Origin of the sequence: Actinoplanes sp. NPDC049316 (assembly GCF_040677315.1) — a bacterium.
Lineage (GTDB): Bacteria > Actinomycetota > Actinomycetes > Mycobacteriales > Micromonosporaceae > Actinoplanes.
This window is the reverse complement of the sequence record NZ_JBFAQM010000036.1, coordinates 37,144-58,054: the sequence shown is the minus strand read 5'-3', so window position 1 is coordinate 58,054 and position 20,911 is coordinate 37,144. Positions and strand designations below refer to the sequence as shown.

General features: G+C 67.3%; 20 protein-coding genes. 14 read left to right on the top strand and 6 right to left on the bottom strand.

Features of this window, described 5'->3' with window-relative positions:
• The first annotated feature begins 147 nt into the window (after positions 1-147).
• On the top strand, positions 148-381 hold the full coding sequence (locus AB0K03_RS35780; RefSeq protein WP_364694713.1) for a hypothetical protein: 234 nt from the start codon (positions 148-150) through the stop codon (positions 379-381).
• Between the two features lie 256 nt (positions 382-637).
• Here AB0K03_RS35780 and AB0K03_RS35775 read toward each other — a convergent pair whose 3' ends face one another.
• Positions 638-1,255 carry a hypothetical protein gene (locus AB0K03_RS35775; protein ID WP_364694712.1) on the bottom strand — a complete coding sequence of 206 codons (618 nt, stop codon included), beginning with the start codon at positions 1,253-1,255 and terminating at the stop codon, positions 638-640.
• Positions 1,256-1,935: 680 nt separating this feature from the next.
• Here AB0K03_RS35775 and AB0K03_RS35770 point away from each other — a divergent pair.
• Positions 1,936-3,429 carry a hypothetical protein gene (locus AB0K03_RS35770; protein WP_364694710.1) on the top strand — a complete coding sequence of 498 codons (1,494 nt, stop codon included), beginning with the start codon at positions 1,936-1,938 and terminating at the stop codon, positions 3,427-3,429.
• Positions 3,430-3,569: 140 nt separating this feature from the next.
• On the top strand, positions 3,570-4,013 hold the full coding sequence (locus AB0K03_RS35765) for a type II toxin-antitoxin system prevent-host-death family antitoxin (RefSeq protein WP_364694708.1): 444 nt from the start codon (positions 3,570-3,572) through the stop codon (positions 4,011-4,013).
• 110 nt (positions 4,014-4,123) lie between these two features.
• Here AB0K03_RS35765 and AB0K03_RS35760 read toward each other — a convergent pair whose 3' ends face one another.
• From AB0K03_RS35760 to AB0K03_RS35750, 3 genes are all read right to left on the bottom strand, one after another.
• Positions 4,124-4,471 (bottom strand): Lsr2 family protein, encoded by a 348-nt coding sequence (locus tag AB0K03_RS35760; RefSeq protein ID WP_364694707.1) that lies wholly within the window; start codon positions 4,469-4,471, stop codon positions 4,124-4,126.
• A 193-nt stretch (positions 4,472-4,664) separates the two neighbouring features.
• On the bottom strand, positions 4,665-5,273 hold the full coding sequence (locus tag AB0K03_RS35755; protein ID WP_364694705.1) for a hypothetical protein: 609 nt from the start codon (positions 5,271-5,273) through the stop codon (positions 4,665-4,667).
• A gap of 162 nt (positions 5,274-5,435) precedes the next feature.
• The gene (locus AB0K03_RS35750; protein ID WP_364694703.1) at positions 5,436-6,785 is read right to left on the bottom strand and encodes a site-specific integrase; all 1,350 of its coding nucleotides are present in this window, start codon (positions 6,783-6,785) and stop codon (positions 5,436-5,438) included.
• Positions 6,786-7,256: 471 nt separating this feature from the next.
• Between AB0K03_RS35750 and AB0K03_RS35745 the strand changes: the two genes are divergently transcribed.
• The 6 genes from AB0K03_RS35745 to AB0K03_RS35720 all read left to right on the top strand — a co-directional run bounded on the left by AB0K03_RS35745 (position 7,257) and on the right by AB0K03_RS35720 (position 12,077).
• Complete coding sequence (locus AB0K03_RS35745) at positions 7,257-7,418, top strand: hypothetical protein (RefSeq protein ID WP_364694701.1); 162 nt, start codon at positions 7,257-7,259, stop codon at positions 7,416-7,418.
• A 93-nt stretch (positions 7,419-7,511) separates the two neighbouring features.
• Positions 7,512-7,835, top strand: a complete 324-nt coding sequence (locus AB0K03_RS35740; RefSeq protein WP_364694700.1) for an STAS domain-containing protein — start codon at positions 7,512-7,514, stop codon at positions 7,833-7,835.
• 178 nt (positions 7,836-8,013) lie between these two features.
• Positions 8,014-8,601, top strand: coding sequence for an HDIG domain-containing metalloprotein (locus AB0K03_RS35735; protein ID WP_364694698.1), 588 nt, complete (start codon positions 8,014-8,016; stop codon positions 8,599-8,601).
• A gap of 137 nt (positions 8,602-8,738) precedes the next feature.
• Entirely contained in the window at positions 8,739-10,301 is a 1,563-nt protein-coding gene (locus AB0K03_RS35730) for a potassium transporter TrkG (protein WP_364694696.1), read from the top strand.
• Entirely contained in the window at positions 10,294-10,962 is a 669-nt protein-coding gene (locus tag AB0K03_RS35725; RefSeq protein ID WP_364694694.1) for a TrkA family potassium uptake protein, read from the top strand. The genes AB0K03_RS35730 and AB0K03_RS35725 overlap by 8 nt, the downstream gene beginning before the upstream one ends.
• Positions 10,963-11,102: 140 nt before the next feature.
• Positions 11,103-12,077 carry a potassium channel family protein gene (locus AB0K03_RS35720; RefSeq protein WP_364694804.1) on the top strand — a complete coding sequence of 325 codons (975 nt, stop codon included), beginning with the start codon at positions 11,103-11,105 and terminating at the stop codon, positions 12,075-12,077.
• Between the two features lie 30 nt (positions 12,078-12,107).
• Here AB0K03_RS35720 and AB0K03_RS35715 read toward each other — a convergent pair whose 3' ends face one another.
• The gene (locus AB0K03_RS35715) at positions 12,108-12,560 is read right to left on the bottom strand and encodes a MarR family transcriptional regulator (RefSeq protein ID WP_364694693.1); all 453 of its coding nucleotides are present in this window, start codon (positions 12,558-12,560) and stop codon (positions 12,108-12,110) included.
• A gap of 73 nt (positions 12,561-12,633) precedes the next feature.
• Here AB0K03_RS35715 and AB0K03_RS35710 point away from each other — a divergent pair, with 73 nt between their 5' ends.
• Positions 12,634-13,539 carry an ABC transporter ATP-binding protein gene (locus AB0K03_RS35710; RefSeq protein ID WP_364694691.1) on the top strand — a complete coding sequence of 302 codons (906 nt, stop codon included), beginning with the start codon at positions 12,634-12,636 and terminating at the stop codon, positions 13,537-13,539.
• Entirely contained in the window at positions 13,529-14,320 is a 792-nt protein-coding gene (locus tag AB0K03_RS35705) for an ABC transporter permease subunit (RefSeq protein WP_364694689.1), read from the top strand. Before AB0K03_RS35710 ends, AB0K03_RS35705 begins: the two co-directional genes overlap by 11 nt.
• A gap of 332 nt (positions 14,321-14,652) precedes the next feature.
• On the opposite strand, the gene AB0K03_RS35700 is transcribed toward AB0K03_RS35705, so the two are convergent.
• Positions 14,653-16,602 carry an amino acid transporter gene (locus AB0K03_RS35700; protein WP_364694802.1) on the bottom strand — a complete coding sequence of 650 codons (1,950 nt, stop codon included), beginning with the start codon at positions 16,600-16,602 and terminating at the stop codon, positions 14,653-14,655.
• Positions 16,603-16,965: 363 nt separating this feature from the next.
• Here AB0K03_RS35700 and AB0K03_RS35695 point away from each other — a divergent pair, with 363 nt between their 5' ends.
• The 3 genes from AB0K03_RS35695 to kdpB all read left to right on the top strand — a co-directional run bounded on the left by AB0K03_RS35695 (position 16,966) and on the right by kdpB (position 20,907).
• A complete protein-coding gene (locus AB0K03_RS35695; protein ID WP_364694687.1) occupies positions 16,966-17,055 on the top strand; it encodes a potassium-transporting ATPase subunit F in 90 nt (29 codons plus the stop codon).
• Positions 17,055-18,701, top strand: a complete 1,647-nt coding sequence (gene kdpA, locus AB0K03_RS35690; RefSeq protein WP_364694685.1) for a potassium-transporting ATPase subunit KdpA — start codon at positions 17,055-17,057, stop codon at positions 18,699-18,701. Before AB0K03_RS35695 ends, kdpA begins: the two co-directional genes overlap by 1 nt.
• Positions 18,702-18,786: 85 nt before the next feature.
• Positions 18,787-20,907, top strand: coding sequence for a potassium-transporting ATPase subunit KdpB (gene kdpB / locus AB0K03_RS35685; RefSeq protein ID WP_364694682.1), 2,121 nt, complete (start codon positions 18,787-18,789; stop codon positions 20,905-20,907).
• The last annotated feature ends 4 nt before the right edge of the window (positions 20,908-20,911 follow it).

Genomic DNA, 20,911 nt, shown 5'->3' with positions numbered 1-20,911 from the left:
CGCGACATGCATCGCCGGGTCCCGAAATGGGCAACGAGACGAGGGGGCAGGTCGAACGGTGACCAGGCGACATGCCGATCCGAGCAGAAGCAGACCCACCAGGGGTCTCCTTCAGGCTTGGATCCGTAAGCCGTCAAGGAGCTCACCATGCTTCGTCGACTGCCTGCGCTGTCGACTCCCGCGCTGTCCTTCACCGGCGTACCCCTAATGGACGCCTTCACCGACCTGCCGACCTGGACTGTCGTCCTACTGCTCGTGCTGGCCACCATCATCAGCGGGCTGAGGATCGTCTTCCCCCAGCAGTCCAAGGACCGTCTCGCCTGGTGGCAGGGCTGGTGGTCGCGCCCGTCGCGGCGCGGTAACAGGCCCCGCAAACGCTGAAGCACGACGCCCGGTGGCGGCGAGGGGTGTGTACCGCCGCCACCGGGCGCATCCGGCCGCGTGGCCGTGCCGGTCGGCGCGCTGAACGCCGGCCGCACCTCGCGAGGCTGCGGCCGGCTTCGTCGGGGCCGATACAGCCGAGCTGGCGATGAGCAGCGCCCGCGCATGGTGGGGTTGGCCCCGGGCCGTCTCGCCTGGAGACGCCGCCGGTGACTCGGGGTCGGGCGAGCCACCGGCGGGCCGCCCGGCCCCGACGTCACGCTCCGGCAGCGAGCGTTCTGATGCTGTGGTGCCGGACGTGGGGGTCGCGCCTGCGATCACGGCCCGCGCCACGAGGCACCATCTTGGTGATCATCTGGGAGATGACGTCCTGGTGTCTGGCGGGCATGCCCAGGCCGGCGAGAGCACTGACGATCATGTCGTGGTCGAGCAGCTCCACGTCGCGGATCTCGTCGAGAGCGCGCTGAGCGCCGTCGCGTCCCCAGCCCCGGGCGTATCCATTGTTGCCGTAGAACAGGATGCTCTGCAGCGGCTCGTCCAGCCGCGGGTCGAGGGCCGTCACCTCGCCTGTCAACAGGTCAAGGGCGCCGACCGCGGCCGCCCAACCGTCCAGCCACCACGGGGCCGGAAGCAGCCCGACGACGGCCAGCGGTATCTCGCGGGCCGTCGTCATCGCCAGCTCGAGCGCGGTGTACGTCGGGTTGTGTGCGATCACTGCTCCAGGCTCGACGGTGAGCCGCGAGGACCGGGGCGTGATGTGCCGGCCGGCGTACCGGGTGAATGGTGCCGCGTGGGCGTACTCGCCCTTGAGGTCAGTGACCAGCACCGCGGGCAGACCACCCGCGGCCTGCTGCTCGGCCCACTCCATCGCCACCGCGGCAGCGTCTTGCAGGGTGATCGAGCTACCGGCGCTAGGCGGAATCCAGGCAAAAGCGTGCCGCCGAGCCGGCGCGCTGACTGCGCCGGTCACCGCGCGCCTGGCTGCGGTGTAAGAGATGCCGTTAGCGGCCTGGTATTCCCTGGTGGCGGCCTTGGTACGGCGGTTCCGGGTCATCATGCACTCCTTGATGGCGAGGACGCCCCACGTCAGCCTCACCGTCGGGTATGCACGACCACACGGACGGGAACGCGATTCGGAGAACCTTGGCCTCGACGCATCAGCCAACGTGGGTGGCCGACGCTCGGAACAGGCAGGCGTGACTGCCGTTCCACATGTTAGCGCAAGGGCTGGCGCATCTCGCGCCGCGACGCCGCCTACCTCTCGGGCCAGCTTCCGACATCGTCAAAGTGAGTGTGTACGTGGTGTCGGCGCCCCGGTTCACCGGTCCCGCAACGGTGATCAACTCGGTCGCTGAAAGCAGGTAGGCCGTCTCGCGCAGGCGCGAGCTCACCGGGCGGAAGAAGCCACGCTCCGCCGGACGCAGGGTAAGTAGATCGCTCTGCCCGAGGTCCGCATGCACAATGTCCGCTATGGCTTCTTCGCGGAAACGGCCGGGTCACCCGAACGGCTCCCGAGTTTCCGCTGTACCGCGCGTACCGCAGCGGAGCACTGGCGTGCGTTACGACGAGTTCGTGCGCGCGGTCCGCCGATACCGGCCCATCGCACTGCTGCGCCTGCTCGCTCGCACGTCGACCGCCCAGTTAAAAAGTCACCCCTTCGAGACCGTCGACGTCCGCGATCCGATCAAGCCATGGGCGGTCAGCCTCGTAGCCCGCGAAGCCCTCGCGAGTCGCGCCCACGTCACCGGACGAGAACAGCCCACCCTTCAGGCCCTGCGGGCCTTCGACGCCATGGTCATCGACCTGGAGGACCCGCTCTCGCTCAACGGCAACGCGAGCGTCGGGGAGGAAACGATCACAGGCTTCATGCTGCGCACCAGCTACCAGCAGTTTCCCTACCAACAACCGATCTTCGGGGACACCGCCCGGATGCGCCCCATGTTGAAACGAGCATTCCCGCGCCCGAAGTACCAGGTCTTGAGCGACGCGGTGATCGCCGAACTTCTCGGTGTCGACATTGACACGTACACCGACCTGGCCCCCTTCTTCTTGGCCGCGGTGATGACCAACGCAGGCACCTTCGATCCGACCTGGCTGGATCAACCTCACTTCGCGCCGATCCGCGAGACCGTGCCCAAGGAAGAAATCCTGCGGGTGTACGACACCCGGCTCAGCGCACCGGTTGCCTCGCTCCGAAAGCTGGCCAAGGCTGGTCGCCACCCACGTCCGGAGCTGCGGCAACACGACTTCAACCCGCTCGTCAACGCCCCGTTCATCACCCTGCCAGACGGTCACGGCCTGGCCCCGCAACCGGCCTTCGTCACTGGCCGGTTCTCCATGGCCGCGCTCTACTACGCCGGCTGGGAACGGTACGGCAACGCCTTCGCCACCGATCTCGGGCACGTGAACGAGGAATACACCGTCGAACAACTCAGCCTGCTCAACCAGGCGGGAGCTACCGTCTTCGGCGAAATTACCTACCGAGACGGCAAGGCAGAAAAATCCAGCGTCGATGGCATCGTCGTCTACCCCGACCAGGTGATCTTCGTCGAGGTCAAAAGCCTGCGTCCACGGATGGACCAGCGTCTCGACCCCATCAGCTACGCCGAGCGCCTGCGCCGTGACTTCGTCAAAGCCAAGGACCAACTCGTCACCACCTACCAGCTGTGGCGCAGCGCGCACGACGCCTTCGCAAGCCTGCCACCGCCATCAGAGGACCGGGCAGTCCGCGGTCTGATCGTCGTACCAGAGCCGCTATACCTGGCCAACCACACCATGTTCGGACAGGTGATCGGGGCAATGCCGTTCCCCACAGCGGTCGTCTCGCTCACCCAGCTGGAGAATCTCGTCGCTGTGGCCGCCGCGGAGCGAACCGGCCTCGTGTTTCAGGACCTCACCGCTGGATCACGGCACCTGATCGCTGACCCCACAGCAGCTCTGAACGCCGCGCAGCAACGCGCCGGCGTTGTCACCCCCCGCAACGAGATCCTCGATGCCTCATTCGGTGAGATCCGCTGGCCCAAGATCCGCAACCGGCAGGCGGGATAACCGCCCAACTCACCTTCCGGAACGGCATCGCAGGTCCATCATGATCACTGCGCCGACTGGCAAAAGACCCAACCGGCCCCGGTCCGCCGAGGCGGCGCTGACCACAAGAAAATGTCATAGCCTCGCGTCACTATGAGCCTATGGCCGAACCCGCCGTACCGATGCCACGCCGTCGTCGTATCGAACTGCCGATGCTCGAGGCGCGGAACCGGTTCATGCAGCTCCTACGATTGGCGTCCCTGACCGGCCAGGTCACGGTAGTCACCGATCAAGGGCGCCCCGCCGCCGCGATAGTCCCGGCAAGCGCGGTACTCAGCGACGAGCCATCCACGGCACCCAAGACCCACACGGAAAATGCCGCAGCCGGGTGGATGCGCCGTATCGAACAGGTCCGAGAGGCAGTCCGCCGCCAACACGCGACGCGAATCAGCGAACTGGAACACGCGCTGACCGCCGCCTGGGACGTCATCGACAGGGTCGCACCACGAGGAACAGACCGCGCTGCCGACGAGCTGCGCGTCGCCCAACGCGACGTACTGTCGATGCCACCACCAACTGAGGGCTCCCCAGCACGACCGAGCTGAAGTCCATGGCATCGACTACTCTCGTTGAGACGCCGTTGCGAGTTCTCCCCCCGTGGAATTCGCAACGGCGTCTCGTCTCCTCCGGCCCGGACAGCCTTGTCCCGCTGAGCTCAGCGAGACGCGTGAAATGCCTCGACGACACCAGTCGGGATCCGGCCCCGGTCAGAGACCTCGTGGCCGTTCTTCTTTGCCCACTCCCGGATCGCCTGGTTCTGATCACGGCTAGCCCTGCTGGGCTGGGCTGCGGCGGTGCGGGACGTGACACGGCCGGCTGCCGTCCCCCGGCCGATCCGGGTTGCCGCCTCGAGGTAGGGGTCGAGGACCTTGCGGAGCTTGCCGGCGTTCTTCTCCGACAGATCGATGGTGTAGTTCACCCCGTCGAGCCCGAACTCCACGGTGCGATCGGCGTCGCCGCCGTCGAGATCGTCCGTCAGGATGGTAATGACTTGCTTCGCCATGAATCAACACTCCTGTTTTCACGACCTGTTCGGTCGTTGCAGTATCAACATCAACCATAGTCGTGACGTGCCGACATTCAGTGGGCCGCCACCGGTACTGACCAGGAAAGAGGGCCCGAACGCGGCCGGGTGGCGACGTATAAGTCGCCGCCGCCCGAGATTCTGTAACCGCGGCAGACGCTGCCAGATGGGGCTATTGCAGAACACGCGCAGACGGCGGCGCAGACTGTGCCTGCCGTTGACGGCGCTGTTGAGCCACCGAAATCAGCGCAGAGCCGAGGCCGCTCGCCGCCACGGTGACCGGCACACCAGAACCGTAGACGCTGACGACGCCGCACCGGCGGCAGTACCACGACCGCCGCCAAAGCCCGACCGCCTCGTCGACCAGCGGACCCATCCACTGGAGGCGGCGCTGCCGTGCTCGCAACACCCATCCACTGCCAGCGGCCACGGCGAGAAAGAAGGCCAGCCCGAACCACGCCGTACCGTCAGCAGGATCCGACACCGCCAGCAGCAGGTTCCACATCACCAGCAGGGCGCAGCCGCCGAAGACGACGGCCGGCCCAGTGGCGGCACGTGGTCGCCTCGGCGCGGCCAAGGCACGAGCCAACCCACTGACCTGGGACACCCGACCGGTGACAGGAACGTCGTAGCCGAACCGGCCGGTCACGCTGCCACGCACCACTCCCGTCGAGTGACCGGCGCGTACCGCCGCCGGCACGCTCACCAACTGATCGAGGCGACGGCACTGCAAGCACACGGCGTCGTGTGCCCCCTGCCGCGGGAGCTGCTTACCGCTCATGCCCATACCTCCATTATGGAACCCGAAGCTCGTTCGGGCGCGCGCAATACCAACGAAGGGCCGAGTGAGCTGCGCGCAAGCCTGCCCGGAAAGATCGCTTACGTTGACCGGCCGGCGCGCAGCATCATTAGCCGCGACAAGTTCCCCAGAGGAGGAACTACGTCAAGCAGCCTCGCCCATCCCCTCGATGAAGGGCGAGATGTTGCCCTTCGACTTCTTCGCCCCTTTCTTGCGGCCCTTCTTCGCGCTCTGCATGTCCGTGACCTTCCCGTCGGTGAGCCGCTCGTCAAGAGCCTTCAGGCGGGCCTTGTCCCCGCGCGTCAGCCGGTGCCCGTAGACATCAAAGGTCGTCTTGATCGAGGCGTGCCCGATGTGGTGCTGGATGACGAAGAAATCCCACCCGGCGTCGATCAGGTACGCCACGTGCGAATGACGCAGGTCGTGGAAACGGGGCCGCTGATGCAGTCGGGTCGTGCATTCGCACGACGAAACGGCCAAGTCGCTGACTCGCCGCACCTTCTTGCCATTGCCGACCTTCGCCGGGGTCGGCGGATGAGCTGCGCACCGCTGAGCCGCCGCAACGGCCTTATCCCAGTACCTTGACCGGAAATTGTTCGCGTCCCACGGCTTACCTCCGGGAGCAGTGAAAACCAGATCACCGCGACGCTTGCCCTTGACCCGGTCGGCCAGCAACGCGGCAACCGTCTTCGGCAGCAAGATGGACCGCCTCGACCGCTCCGACTTCGGCTCAGCGAATGTGCCGCCACGGCGCAACGTCTGCTCGACGTAAATCACCGGCCGCTCGCCCCGCAGTTCCACAGAGCCAACCTGCAAACCGAAGATCTCGCCCATCCGCATTCCCGTACCCAACGCCACCCGCACGAGATCACGGATCGCGTCCGGGCACGCAGCGACAAGCAGACGGGCCTCCTCGGTCGACAGGAAGCACGCGTTGTACTTGTAGACCTTCGGCAGCCCATTGCTCCGATGCCCCGGCTGCCGGTCGAGCGGGTTGTCAGGTCGGAACCGCGGGACCGCATCTCGCATAACCATGCTCAGCACCGCCCAGTGCTTCTGCACGCCGGCCGGCATCAGATCCGCCGACAGATTCACCTTCCACGGGTCGATGTCCTCTTCCCGGCTGATCTCATCCACCCGCAGATCACCCAAGACGGGCACCACCCGCCCCCGCAACATGCGGGCGTACTCCTTATGGGTGCTTTCCGCAACGTCGACCTTCAGCGTCAGCCACTCATCCACCCAGGCGCCAAGCGTCGGACTGCGCTCCACCTCCTCCCTCTGCTCGTCATCCGGCTCGTCGTCGACCCTGTCGATGCCCAGCAGCGCGGCGTACACGTCTGTGTCGCTGATCCTGTGATGACGCGCCTCGGCGAGATCCTTGGCCGCTCGCGCCAGCTTCTCGGTAGCGAAGGTGCATGTCTGCCAGTCGCCCTTGCGACCCGCACGCCACCGAACCTCGTAAGACCGCCCACGCGGTTTCATAGATGCCATGCCCAGGAAGGTAGGCCGAACAGGTGTACGCATGCGAACACCGAGGAGGCATGTCGGCTCCTACTGAGCGTAAGAACCAGCACTTCAAAAACCCTCTGACCAGGCATTACCTACAAACGTGCAGGTCACAGGCTGTATAAGTTCGAACTGGCAGTGTGGGGGTCGGGGAGCGCGCGAAAGCCTCGTCGGAGCCCGTTGTCGATCTTGATTCAGTGCTGATTACGTCTCGATCCGAGAAGATACCGGAAGCGAGTTAAGGGCTCTGTCATTTGCTAAGCGACGCCGGAGCAGGCCCCTTGCGGGTCGCTTTGATGGCTTTGCTTCTCCATTCGGGCCCGCATTTAGTGTTTGCAACTCGTTGGCGGATGTTTAGGAGGCTATGGCGCGCAGCTGGCGTCGCCGGGCGGTGACGGTCTGGGTCGCGTTCGTGGACTGGTGACTGGCGCGGTGTAGGCGGGGCTGAGATCGGCGATGTCGTCGGCGCTCGCGCTGTTGCTGGGCAGCACCCCCTTCCTGGGTCTGCGGCAGCCGGCAGTCCGTGATGCTGCGCTCAATTGCCGGTTGACCGGGATGGGTCTCGCGTGGTGCCTGTTCGCCGGTGCAATGGCCGTCGCTGTCGTTATCCTGCTGTGACCTGGTGAACTTTCTCGGTAGGTACTCGACCGGCCGGTGGTCACCTTCTAACCTGACGTCTCGGAGAACGCCGGGTAACGGAAGGCCACCGCGATGACGACCGCCACGGTCGACGTCACCACCAGTGCCGACGGCACTCTTGTCATCCGTCCGCACGGCATCCTCGACGCTGCGGAGGCCGTCTGCTTGCGCCGCACGCTGGTGCGGGCCATCCGTCAAACTCGGCCCCTTCGTCTGATCGTGGAACTGGGCGACGTGCAGGGGTTGGACCCGATCAACGTGGGTACGCTCGCCGCGGCCTGCCATCTCGGCGACGACCACCACGTCGCTGTGTTCTTCGATCACGCTTCGATGCTCATAGCCGAGCGGCTGACCGCTGCCGGTGTTCCTTGGCACCGCCTGCGCCATATAACGTGAATCGCAGGCGCGGCGGCTTCAAGTTCGGCCGCTGGGAGCTGTACGTGCGGTTCGGTGACGTCCTGCGTCGGCTGTAGCGCAGTTTCCGCATGTGCCTGTCGGCAGGGCGGGAGCGGCGTGACTCCCAGAGACACCCTTCGTTCACCCGTAGGAGTAGTTGTGCGGTTACGGTGAGGTTGTGACCGGTGTTCTTGGCCCTGGGGGAGATGTTCACCGTGCCCGTGACCTCGCGCAGACGCTGCTGGTGGACCTTCCGGAGCGCTGGCGACACACGATCGGGGTGGCGCGGCGCGCCGAGCAGGTCCAGGACACGGTCGGCTCGGGCACCGACGGCGAGGCCCTGCTGATCGCGGCGTGGCTGCACGACATCGGGTACGCCGCCGAACTGCGCGACACCGGTTTCCATCCCCTCGACGGCGCCCGCCACCTGGCCGTGACCGGCTGGCCACCGCGGATCGCCGTCCTGGTCGCTCATCACTCCGCGGCCCGGTACCTGGCCGACACTCGCGGCCTGGCCGAGCAACTCGAAGAGTTCCCGTGTGAGCAGTCACCGGTGTCCGACGCGCTGATCTATGCCGATCAGACCGTCGGGCCCAACGGTGTGACCATGAATCTCGAGCAACGTCTCACTGACATGCTCCACCGGCACGGACCCGGCTCGCCCAATGCCGCAGCCCACGCCAGGCGGGCCCCTGAGTTGCGCGCCGCGGTGCAGCGGGTGGACCAGCGCCAGGCCGCGTTACGGCGGCCTTCCTCGGCGGCGTAACCGACGCTCCCGGAGCATCGTGGGTGGGCGATGGGTTCACGTCATGAATCGATGTGCTGCGATGGGCGACCAGTCGAGCAGTCCATTCGGCGGCGGGCTGAACGCATCGCTGCCGCGACGGCAGGGATCATGTGGGGATGGATTCCACCGCGGGGCAGCTGTTGCTGGGCGTGTTGCTGATCGCCGGCATGCTCCTCGCGTTTGGTCTTGGCGTCGCGCTGCTGGCCTGGATGCCGTTGAGCGGGCCAGAGTCGGCCACCGCTTTGGGACGGTGGCCGGTCAGGGCCGGTCGCCGGTTGCGCTCCGGGTGGCAGGCGGTGTGGGCAGTGGTGCGGCGGTTGCGGGCGCCGGGGCGGGTCAGGGCGTGGTGGGCGCAGAACTTCCGGCATCCGGCGCGGTTGGTGGTGCTCGGATTCGCCGCGGCGGTACTGATCGGCTCCGGGCTCTTGGCTCTGCCGTTCGCCACGGAAAGTGGTCGCAGCGCCGGTACAGTCACCGCTCTGTTCACGGCGACGTCCGCGGTGTGTGTGACGGGGCTGGTGGTAGTCGACACCGGTACCTACTGGTCGGCTTTCGGTGAGGCAGTGATCCTCGGACTGATCCAGGTCGGCGGATTCGGGATCATGACCCTTGCGGCGCTGCTCGGTCTGCTGGTCGCTCGTCGCCTGCGGATGCGGCTGCAGTTGGGCACCCAGGCCGAGACGAAGTCGATGGGGGTCGGGCAGGTCCGCCGGGTGGTGCTGGGGGTGCTGCGGATCAGCCTGGTGGTCGAGCTGCTCGTGGCTGTGGTGCTGACGTGGCGGTTCGCTGCCGGCTACGGCTACGACTGGCCGCGGGCGACTTATCTGGGGGTGTTCCACGCGGTGTCGGCGTTCAACAACGCCGGTTTCGGTCTGTTCTCCGACTCGTTAATGAGATTTGTCGGTGACCCGCTGATCTGCCTGCCGATCGTGGCCGCGATCATCATCGGCGGCCTGGGATTCCCGGTGCTGTTCGAATTACGCCGCGAGCTTCGTACTCCTCGCCGGTGGTCGCTGCATACCAAGATTACGGTGGGGATGACGGTGGTGTTGCTGGCCGGCGGCTTCGCGGCGATCACCGTCAGCGAGTGGTCCAACCCTGGGACGCTGGGTCCGCTCGGGGTGGCGGAAAAGCTGCTGGCCGGGTTCGTCACGGCGGTGATGCCGCGTACTGCCGGATTCAACAGCCTGGACGTGGCGCAGTTCAGTGACGTCACTCTGCTGATCCACAACGTGCTGATGTTCATCGGCGGCGGCAGTGCCGGCACGGCGGGCGGGATCAAGGTGACCACGTTCGCGCTGCTGGGGTTTGTGATCCTGGCCGAGATCCGGGGCGAGCCGAGCGTGCATGCGCTCGGCCGGAAACTGCCGGCCGGGGTGCAGCGGCAGGCACTGACCGTCGCGCTGCTGGGCGTCGCCGCCGTGGCGGCCTCGACCGTGGCCCTGCTGGCGCTGACCCCGTTCCGGCTGGATCAGGTGTTGTTCGAAGTGACGTCGGCGTTCGGCACTGTGGGTCTGTCGACCGGGATCACGGCCGATGTGGGCACGGCCGGGCATGTCATCCTGATCGTGCTGATGTTCATCGGCCGGCTCGGCCCGATCACCGCCGCGGCCGCGTTGGCGCTGCGGGAACGGACCCGCCGCTACGAGCGACCTGAGGAGCGACCCATCGTTGGCTAAGAAAGGCGCCACCAGCAACCGCATCGCCGTGCTCGGCCTGGGCCGTTTCGGCAGTTCCCTGGCCTTGGAGTTGATGCGCCAGGGATGGGAGGTCGTCGGCATCGACTCCAGCGCCTCGGTGGTGCAGAGCTACGCCGACCAGCTCACCCACGCCGCGGTGGCCAACACCACCGACGAGCAGGTGCTGCGCCAGCTCGGCGTGCACGAATTCGCGCACGCCGTCGTCGGGATCGGCACCGACCTGGAAGCCAGCATCCTGACCACCGGGCTGCTCGCCGACCTCGGCATCCCCAACATCTGGGCCAAAGCCATCAACCGTCAGCACGCGAGCATCCTGCAACGCGTCGGCGCCCACCACGTGGTGCTGCCCGAACACGAGATGGGCGAACGCGTCGCTCATCTGGTCACCGGGCACATCCTCAACTTCATCGAGTTCGAGGACGACTACGCGTTGATCAAGACCCGTGCTCCCGAGGAAGCCTTCGACAAGAGCCTCGCCGACGCCGCGCTGCGCTCCAAGTACGGGATCACTGTTGTCTCGATCAAACGACCGGGTGAGGACTTCACCTACGCCACCGCCGACACCACCGTCTATGCCGGCGACATCCTCATCGTCGCCGGTAAGACCCGTCACGTCGAAGCCTTCGCCAACCTCACCTGACATCAGTGGCTCGCGGAGAAGCAGCGGCGGCGGCCCGCATCCGCGGTAGCCGGGGTTAAGGTGACAACCGTGCAGGCAGGCCGGCAGTGATCGTTCTTCCCCGGGTCCGGCAAGGCCCGCTGCGTGCGCTGACCGTCCGGATGGCCGCTGCCCTGGCGTTGGTGCTGGTGACAGTTGCGGTGATCTATCTCGACCGCGATGCCTACAGTGACGCCAACGAGGACGGGCTGACCCTACTGGACTGCTTCTACTACACCGTCGTGTCTCTGTCCACAACCGGGTACGGCGACATCGCGCCGGTGACCGAACGGGCCCGGCTGATCAACGTCGTGTTCGTCACCCCCGCCCGGGTGGTGTTCCTGATCATCCTGGTCGGCACGACCCTCGAAGTCCTGACTGACCAGTACCGCAACAACCTGCGGATCGGCCGGTGGCGGAGAAGGTTGCGAGACCATGTGATCGTGTGCGGCTATGGCACCAAGGGCCGTGCCGCGGTCAGTGCCCTGCTGGAGAACGGCCACCACAAGGCGCGCATCGTCGTGGTCGAGAACCACGCGGCGGGGCTGCGGCAGGCCACCATGGACGGGCTGGTCGCGGTCGAGGGGTCCGCGACCCGATCCGCGATTTTGCTGGAAGCCGACGTCAAGAACGCCAGCTCGGTCATCATCGCTACCGACACCGATGAGGTGTCGGTGCTGATCACTCTCACGGTCCGGCAACTGACCGCCGGGCAGGTTCGCATCGTCGCTGCCGTGCGGGAGCAGGAGAACGCCGCCTTGCTCAAGCAGAGCGGCGCCCACCACGTCATTGTCTCGGCCGCGACAGCCGGCCGTCTCCTCGGCCTCACCACCACCGCCCCGCCCCTGGTCGACGTGGTCGAGGACCTGCTCACCCCCGGGCATGGCATGGCTCTGGCCATGCGCTCCGCACATCGTGACGAAATCGGACGCAATCCCCGGCAGTTGTCAGCGCTGGTCGTGGCGTTGATCCGTCGCGGCAAGGTAGTGCCCCTGGGCGGCGACGCCGCCATGGTGCTTGAGACCGGCGACCTGCTGGTTCACATCCGCAGCGAGTCCAGCGCACCATCCGATGGTCGTTTGGAACGCTCGACGTGACGGCATCGTCGCTCAAGGCGTACCCCGGTGTCAGGTGGTGCGAGCGTGCCAGCGTTCGATCAGGGCCGGCATCTCACTGAGCATGTAGGCGTAGAAGTCGCGCATGTCCGCGAGTCGGTGACCGGCGACGGTGTCCGGTCCGGCGACTTTGATGCCCTCATCGGCGGCCTCGGTCATCAAGGTCAGGGCCATATTCTGCTTCGACATCAGGATTGCCCAAGCGCCGTCACGGAAGCGGAAGTGGTCACGGCGGCTACCCGGCGCGGGAACCCGTTCGATCATGCCGAGCTCGGTCAGGTTCTTCAGCGCCCCCGACATGGCGCCGGAGCTGACGCCGAGCTGGGCGCCGATCTCGCCTGCGGTCATGGTGTCCTGCTGAGTGAACAGCAGAGCAGCCATGACGCGGGCGGTCATCCGTTGCAGCCCGTACTGGGTCAGGGTCAACGCGAAGTGCTCGGCGGCGCCGGTCAGGTCGTCGGTCACCTGACACACTTTACCCCTCGACTGAGAACTCTGATACTTCACAGATTTCTGAAACTTCAGTACGGTGACGGGTATGGACGACGACGCGATCGTGCTCGACAACCTCACCAAGACCTACGGCAGCCGCCGCGGCCTGGCCGGTCTCGACCTGCGCGTGCACACCGGTGAGGTGCTCGGCTACATCGGCCCCAACGGGGCCGGTAAGTCGACGACCATCCGGCTGCTGCTGGACCTGATCCGGCCGACCGCCGGCCACATCCGCGTACTCGGCCTCGATCCGCGCGCCGACGCGGTGGCCCTGCGCCGGCGGGTCGGATATCTGCCGGGTGACTTCACCGTCGACGGCCGCCAAACGGTCCGATCCTGCCTGCGGTTCCTGGCCGGCCTGCGCGGAGGCCGGCCAACAGCCCGCGTCGACGCCCTCGCTGAACGGCTCGACCTCGACCAGTCCGCCCGGATCAAAAGCCTGTCCAAGGGCAATCGGCAGAAGGTCGGCCTGGTGCAGGCATTCATGCACGAACCCGAACTGCTGATCCTGGACGAGCCGACCTCCGGCCTCGACCCGCTGGTGCAGCAGACCTTCCTCGAGATGGTCACCGAAGCTGCGAACCGCGAGGCCACGGTCTTCATGTCCAGCCATGTCCTGGCCGAGGTCCAGGCCGTTGCCGACCGTGTCGCCATCATCCGCGACGGCCACCTCGTCGCTATCGACACCGTCACCGCGCTGCGCTCGACCGCCGTACGCACGGTGGAGATCACCTTCGCCGAGCCGGTCACCGCCACCGAGTTCGCGGACGTGCCCGGCCTCGACGAGCTCACCGTGACCGGAACCGTCCTTCGCGGCCGCCTCACCGGCTCCCCGGACGCCCTGCTGCGTGCCGCCACCAGCCGGCACACCGTCACCGGGATCCTGGCCACCGAACCTGCCCTGGAAGAGCTGTTCCACACCTACTACGCCGGAGCCGACCGTGCCGTCTGACGTGTTCACCAAAACCCTGTCCGACGACCGACGGGTCCTGATCGGCTGGTCCGTCGGCGCCACGCTGGCCGGGGTCATGTACGCCTCCTTCTACCCCCAGCTCGCCGACGGGCAGATGGCCCAAGCCGTCGCCAACTACCCCGAGGTCATGCGCGAGGCGTTCCGGCTCGACGACCTCACCTCCGCCGCCGGCTACCTCGGCTCCTCCGTCTTCGGGCTCATCCTCCCGCTGATCGCCATGTTTTACGGCGCAGCCACCGGCGCCCGCGCCACCGCCGCCGACGAAGAAACCGGCCGCCTCGACCTGCTGCTGGCGTACCCGATCGGCCGTACCGCGTTCCTGCTGCAACGCTTCGCCGCCCTGACCGCCGGGGCATTCGGCCTGGCCGCGCTCGTGTGCGCCGGCATGCTGGCCATCCGCGGCCCGGCCGGACTGGACAGCATCTCGGTCACCCAGTTCGCCGCCCAGTGCCTGCAACTGGCGCTGCTGGCCGTCACCTTCGGCGCGCTGGCGATCGGTGTCGGCGCCGCCACCGGCCGCCGCGCCCTCGTCTTCATCGTGACGGCGGTGATCGGCGTGCTCGCGTATGCGCTGTACGCCTTTGCGGGTCAGCTCGGCATCGGCGGCGCCCGCCGCGTGTCGCCGTTCCATTACTACATCGGCGGTGAGCCGCTGCGGCACGGCGTGCAGTGGGCCGACGCCGCGATCCTGCTGGCGACTGCCGGCTTGTTTGTCGCCGCGGGCGCGTTCTGGTTCAACCGCCGCGACATCAATCGGTGATCGTGCGACGCCGACATCCAGGGGAAAACCGTCTCAGCGGCTCGACTGCTACGACTCGATGCAGCAGGTGGATGGCTCAGCGCGGTAGGCGCTGAACGAGCGGCAGGTGACGCCTGACTACGGCCATCAGGGAAAGGCCTGTCTTCGGTCAGCCGGCCTGAGGCGGCACCCCGGGTCATGGTAGCGGGCAGCGAAGTCCTCGACGACGAGGGCGGCGCGGACGAGTAGCCACATAATCCCGGGGCCGGATCATATGCGGGATTAAGGATGTTGCTGCTCCCGCTGCAGAGGTCGTTCAGTTGGCCGGTTCAGAGAGCCGCTTCCCGGAGACCTCAGGATCCCACGTGAATTCCGGGGCGGCGGGACTGGTCGGGCTCGTGTTTGCGGATGATCTCGCGGGTGACCGGCGCGGTGTCGCCGCGTCCGAGCAGGAAGTAGCGGACCATGTGGACGAGAGGGCTGCCTTCGGCCCAGGCGAAGTAACAGTGCGGGCGTACGCCGGTGGCGTCGCGCAGGGCGAGCAGGATCGCGGCGATGGCGTTCGGCGCGGCCGGCGCCTCGGTGCGCAGGATGCGGTAGCCGCCGATGTCGATGCCGCGCACGATCAGAGTGTCGCTGAAGTCGGACGGGTCGACCACGTCGACTTCCAGGAAGAGGATGTCGTTGGCGCCGGGGACGGGGTTATCTCCGCGCTGTTCGAGTTCCTTGCGTTCGTACTCGGTGGCGTCGCCGGTCTGCCGGCGGTGGGCGACCAGGTCGAGGGCGCCGTCGAACTCCAGGGACTCGGTGATGAGCCGGCGAGCGGTCTCGTCGAACTCGATGCTGTCCACGCGCAGCTCGGTGGTGCGGCTGACCCGCGAGATCAGCGAGACGACGATGATGGCGGCGATGAACAGGCCGGAGATGGCGATGCCGTCCGGCTTCTCGATGATGTTCTCGACCAGCGCGTACCCCAGGATGACGGTGAGCACGGCGAAACCGGCCGCGGCCCGGCGGCGGCGGTTGCGCAGGGCCCAGACGGTGACGGCGAAGGCGCCGGAGACCATCATCGCCAGCACGCCGGTAGCGTACGCCCCGGCCTGGGCGTTGACGTCAGCGCCGAACGCGACCGTGATGATGATGGTCAGGATCGTGTAGACGAGCACGACCGGGCGGACGGCCCGGCCCCATTCCGGAGCCATGCCGTAGCCGGGCAGGTAGCGCGGCACGATGTTGACCAGGCCGGCCATCGCTGAGGCGCCGGCGAACCACAGGATCAGGATGGTGCTGATGTCGTAGGCGGTGCCCACGGCTTCGCCGAGCTGTTCGTGGGCCAGCCAGGCCAGCGCGCGGCCTTCTGCCTCGCCGCCGGGCCGGAACTGGTCGGCCGGGATGAGCACGGTGGTGACGAAGCTGGCGGAGAGCAGGTAGACGCTCATGGTGAGCGCGGCGGTGGTGAGCAGCTTGCGGCTGTTGCGGATGCGGTTCTCCAGCTGCTGCCGGGCATCGGTGCCGGAGGCGGCGACCAGCGGCATCATGCTGACTCCGGTCTCGAAGCCGGACAGGCCCAGCACCAGCAGGGGAAAGGCCACCAGGGCGGGTTCGAGCAGCCCGCCCACGCCGCCACCGCCCACGTCGCCGAGGGCTGCGGTCCACGTCGACCAGGCGCCGGCGTCGGTGATCACGTGAACGAGGCCGGTGCCGATGACCAGGGCGTTGAGCCCGAGGAACACCGCGACCAGGGGGATGGCGACGCTGACGGCCTCGCTGAAGCCGAGCAGGAAGACGAAGCCGAGCAGCAGGAGCAGGATCACGGTCAGCGTGACCTCGTGCCCGTGCAGCAATGACGGGAAGAACGGGTTCTCCACCACGTGCACGCTGGCGTCGGCCGCGGACAGGGTGATCGTGATCAGCCAGGACGTGGCGACGAAACCGAGCAGCACCAGGACGAACAGTTTGCCCTGCCAGAACGGCAGCAGCCGCTCGAGCATCGCGACCGAGCCGGCGCCGTGGGGACTCTCGCGGGCGACCCGGCGGTACATCGGCAGCACTCCGCACAGGGTGAGCGCGACGATCAGCAGGGTCGCCAAGGGCGAGACGGCCCCGGCCGCGGCGACCGCGATCGCCGGCACGTAGGCCAGGCTGGAGAAATAGTCCACCCCGGTCAGGCACATCACCTTCCACCAGGAATGCTGCTCGGTGTGGCCCTCCCCGGCGGCGGGCCCGACCGGCTGCACCCGGTGGCGCAGCAGCCACCCGGCCACACCGACCGCCGGCGGGCCGGCCTGGGCGGGGGAGTCCATGACGGCGGGTACGGCGTACTCGGCCGGCGCTTGGTCCGCAGCGGGTCGATCATTCACCGGACCAGGGTACGGGTCGTCACCATCATCGGTGCTCGTGACAGCGAACGGGGCTGTCCGTGCCGCCGACGACCACGCAGGGACGTCGACGGCCGCAGCCGTTAACAAACCGTCAACGTTCGGCGCGGCCGCGTACTCGATCCGTTAACGGCAGTTCCGGAACCCTCTCGCGCGAGGTGTGCTTGCCCCGGCAACAACCGCACACCCCTTGTCGAGGAGTTCTGAAGTGGCTGATCTCGTGTTCGTCGGGCTCACGGTGGTGCTGTTCGCAGCGCTGTCCGTGCTGATCCGGGCGGTCGAACGCCGGTGAGCGCGGTCAATCTGATCGGCCTGATCGTGGCCGTCCTGCTCGGCGGCTTCATGGTGGCCGCCCTGGTGTTCCCGGAGAAGTTCTGATGGCCGGTTGGCTGTTCGTCATCACGCTGGTGGTGGCGCTCGTGCCGGTGTACCGGCCGTTCGGTGACTACATGTTCCGCGTTGTCAGCGGGACCAAGCACAACGTCGCCGAGCGCGGCGTCTATCGGATGGTCGGGGTCGACCCGGCGGCCGAGCAGACCTGGGGTGTCTACGCCCGCAGTGTGCTCGCGTTCTCCGCGGTGTCGATCCTGTTCCTGTACGCGTTTCTGCGGCTGCAGGACAAGCTGTGGCTTTCGCTGGGGTTCGACCCGCTGCCTACCCATCTTGCCTGGAACACCGCGGTCAGTTTCACCACCAACACCAACTGGCAGGCATACTCGGGTGAGTCGACCATGGGTCACCTGGTCCAGATGGCCGGTCTGGCGGTGCAGAATTTCGTCTCGGCCGGTGTCGGCATCGCGGTCGCGGTGGCGCTGGTCCGTGGGTTCGCCGCCCGCAGGTCGTCGACGCTGGGCAACTTCTGGGTCGATCTGACCCGGATCACGCTGCGGGTGCTGCTGCCGGTCGCGGTGCTGGCCACCGTCGTGTTCATGGCCGCGGGCATGGTGCAGAACCTGTCCGGCGGCGTCGACGTGACCACGCTGACCGGCGCGACGCAGCACATCACCGGCGGTCCGGTGGCCTCCCAGGAGGCGATCAAGGAGCTGGGCACCAACGGTGGTGGCTTCTACAACGTCAACGCCTCGCACCCGTTCGAGAACCCGACGACCTGGACCAACTGGATCGAGCTGTTCCTCATCCTGCTGATCCCGTTCAGCTTGCCGCGGGTGTTCGGCCGCATGGTCGGGCAGAACCGGCAGGGGTACGCCATCGCCGCGGTCATGGCGATCCTGGCCATCGCGAGCATCGGCTTGACGATCGCATTCGAGGTGCACGGCGCGGGCACGGTGCCCCAAGCCGTCGGCGCCGCGATGGAGGGCAAGGAGACCCGGTTCGGGGTGCCGAACTCCGCCGTTTACGCGGCCGTCACGACCTTGACGTCGACCGGATCGGTCAACTCGTTCCACGACTCGTACACCGCACTCGGCGGCATGATGCCGATGATCAACATGATGCTGGGCGAGGTCGCGCCGGGCGGTGTCGGCGCCGGCCTGTACGGCCTGCTCATCCTCGCGGTGATCACGGTGTTCGTGGCCGGTCTCATGGTCGGCCGCACTCCCGAGTACCTGGGCAAGAAGATCGGCGCGAGGGAGATGAAGATCGCGTCGAGCTATTTCCTGGTCACGCCGGCGCTGGTGCTGATCGGCGCTGCGGCCGCGTTCGCCACCGGCAACAACTCGACCGCGCTCAACGTGGGCCCGCACGGCCTCTCCGAGGTCCTGTACGCCTTCACGAGCGCGTCGAACAACAACGGCTCGGCGTTCGCCGGCATCACGGTCAACACCCCGTGGTGGGACACCGCGCTCGGGCTGGCCATGCTGCTGGGCCGGTTCCTGCCGATCGTGCTGGTGCTGGCCCTGGCCGGCTCGCTGGCCCGGCAGAAAGCCACCCCGGCGTCCGAGGGCACCCTGCCCACCCATCAGCCCCTGTTCGTCGGGATGGTCGTCGGTGTCACCGTCGTGCTGGTCGCGCTGACCTTCCTGCCCGCCCTTGCTCTTGGTCCGATCGCGGAGGGCCTGTCATGACCGACTGCACCGAGCGGCACCCAGCCGCACCGACAGACGGCTTCGCAGGTGAGGGCCAGGAGAGCATGACGAAGGAAGGCACAGCATGACCACCCCCACCCTCGACAAACCTCAGGCCGAAACGGCGGCGCCGGCCGGTGACCGCAAGGTCGGCGGCGGTCTGCTCGACCCGAAACAGCTGTGGCAGTCGCTGCCAACCGCGGTCATGAAGCTCGACCCGCGGGTCATGTGGCGCAACCCGGTCATGTTCATCGTCGAGATCGGCGCGGTCTTCACCACCGTCCTCTCGATCGTAGACCCGAGCGTGTTCGCCTGGATCATCACGGTCTGGCTCTGGCTGACCGTCGTGTTCGCGAACCTGGCCGAGGCGGTGGCCGAGGGCCGCGGCAAGGCCCAGGCCGCGACCCTGCGTCAGGCCAAGCAGGACACCGTCGCCTACCTGCAGGACGGCCGCGAGGTGGCGGCCAACGAGCTCACACTGGGCGATGTGGTCGTGGTCGAGGCCGGCCAGATCATCCCGGGCGACGGTGATGTCATCGAGGGCATCGCCAGTGTCGACGAGTCGGCCATCACCGGTGAGTCGGCGCCCGTGATCCGGGAGTCCGGCGGCGACCGGTCGGCCGTCACCGGCGGCACCAGGGTGCTATCCGACCGGATCGTCGTGAAGATCACCCAGAAGCCGGGGGAGAGCTTCGTCGACCGGATGATCGCGCTGGTCGAGGGGGCGAACCGGCAGAAGACGCCGAACGAGATCGCCCTCAACATCCTGCTGGCCGCGCTCACCATCATCTTCCTGCTGTCGGTCGTGACGCTGCAACCTCTCGCGATCTTCTCCAAGGCGTTCCAAGCCGCCGCACCCGACACCATCGCTGTCGACGCCAACGGGGTCACCGGCATCGTGCTGGTCTCGCTGATCGTCTGCCTGATCCCGACCAGCATCGGGGCGTTGCTGTCGGCGATCGGGATCGCGGGCATGGACCGGCTCGTCCAGCGCAACGTCCTCGCGATGTCGGGCCGCGCGGTCGAGGCCGCCGGCGATGTGAACACGCTGCTGCTCGACAAGACCGGCACGATCACCCTGGGCAACCGGCAGGCGGCCGATTTCGTGCCGGTCGACGAGGTCGACCCGCGTGAGCTGGCCGAGGCGGCCCAGCTGTCCAGCCTGGCCGACGAGACCCCCGAGGGCCGCTCGGTCGTCGTGCTGGCCAAGAACGAGTACGGCCTGCGCGAGAGCGAGCCGGGCCTGATGACCCAGGCCACCTTCGTGCCGTTCACCGCGCAGACCCGGATGAGCGGCGTCGACCTTCCGGGCCGGCAGATCCGCAAGGGCGCCGCCGCGGCGGTCATGAAGTGGGTCCGGCAGAACGGCGGCCACCCCACCGAGGCGGTCGGCGAGATCGTCGACACGGTCAGCGGCACCGGCGGCACCCCGCTGGTCGTCGCCGAACAGCTCGACGGGCAGCCGGCCCGCGCGCTGGGCGTGATCCACCTCAAGGACGTCGTCAAGGCCGGCATGCGCGAACGGTTCGACGAGATGCGCCGCATGGGCATCCGCACCGTGATGATCACCGGCGACAACCCCCGTACGGCGAAAGCCATCGCCGACGAGGCCGGCGTGGACGACTTCCTGGCCGAGGCCACCCCCGAGGACAAGCTGGCCTACATCAAACGGGAGCAGGACGGCGGACGGCTGGTCGCGATGACCGGCGACGGCACCAACGACGCGCCCGCGCTGGCCCAAGCGGATGTCGGTGTGGCCATGAACACCGGCACGTCGGCCGCGAAGGAGGCCGGCAACATGGTCGACCTCGACTCCGACCCGACCAAGCTCATCGAGATCGTCGAGATCGGCAAGCAGCTGCTGATCACCCGCGGGGCGCTGACCACCTTCTCGATCACCAACGACATCGCCAAGTACTTCGCGATCATCCCGGCCATGTTCGCCGCCGTGTACCCGGGCCTGGACGCCCTCAACGTGATGCGGCTGCACTCGCCGGGCTCGGCGATCCTGTCCGCGGTCATCTTCAACGCCCTGGTCATCATCGCGCTGATCCCGCTGGCCCTGCGCGGGGTGCGCTACACCCCGTCCGGCGCCAGCACGCTGCTGCGCCGCAACCTGCTCATCTACGGCCTGGGCGGCGTCATCGCCCCGTTCGCCGGCATCAAACTCATCGACCTGCTCATCCAGTTCATCCCCGGGATCTGAGAAT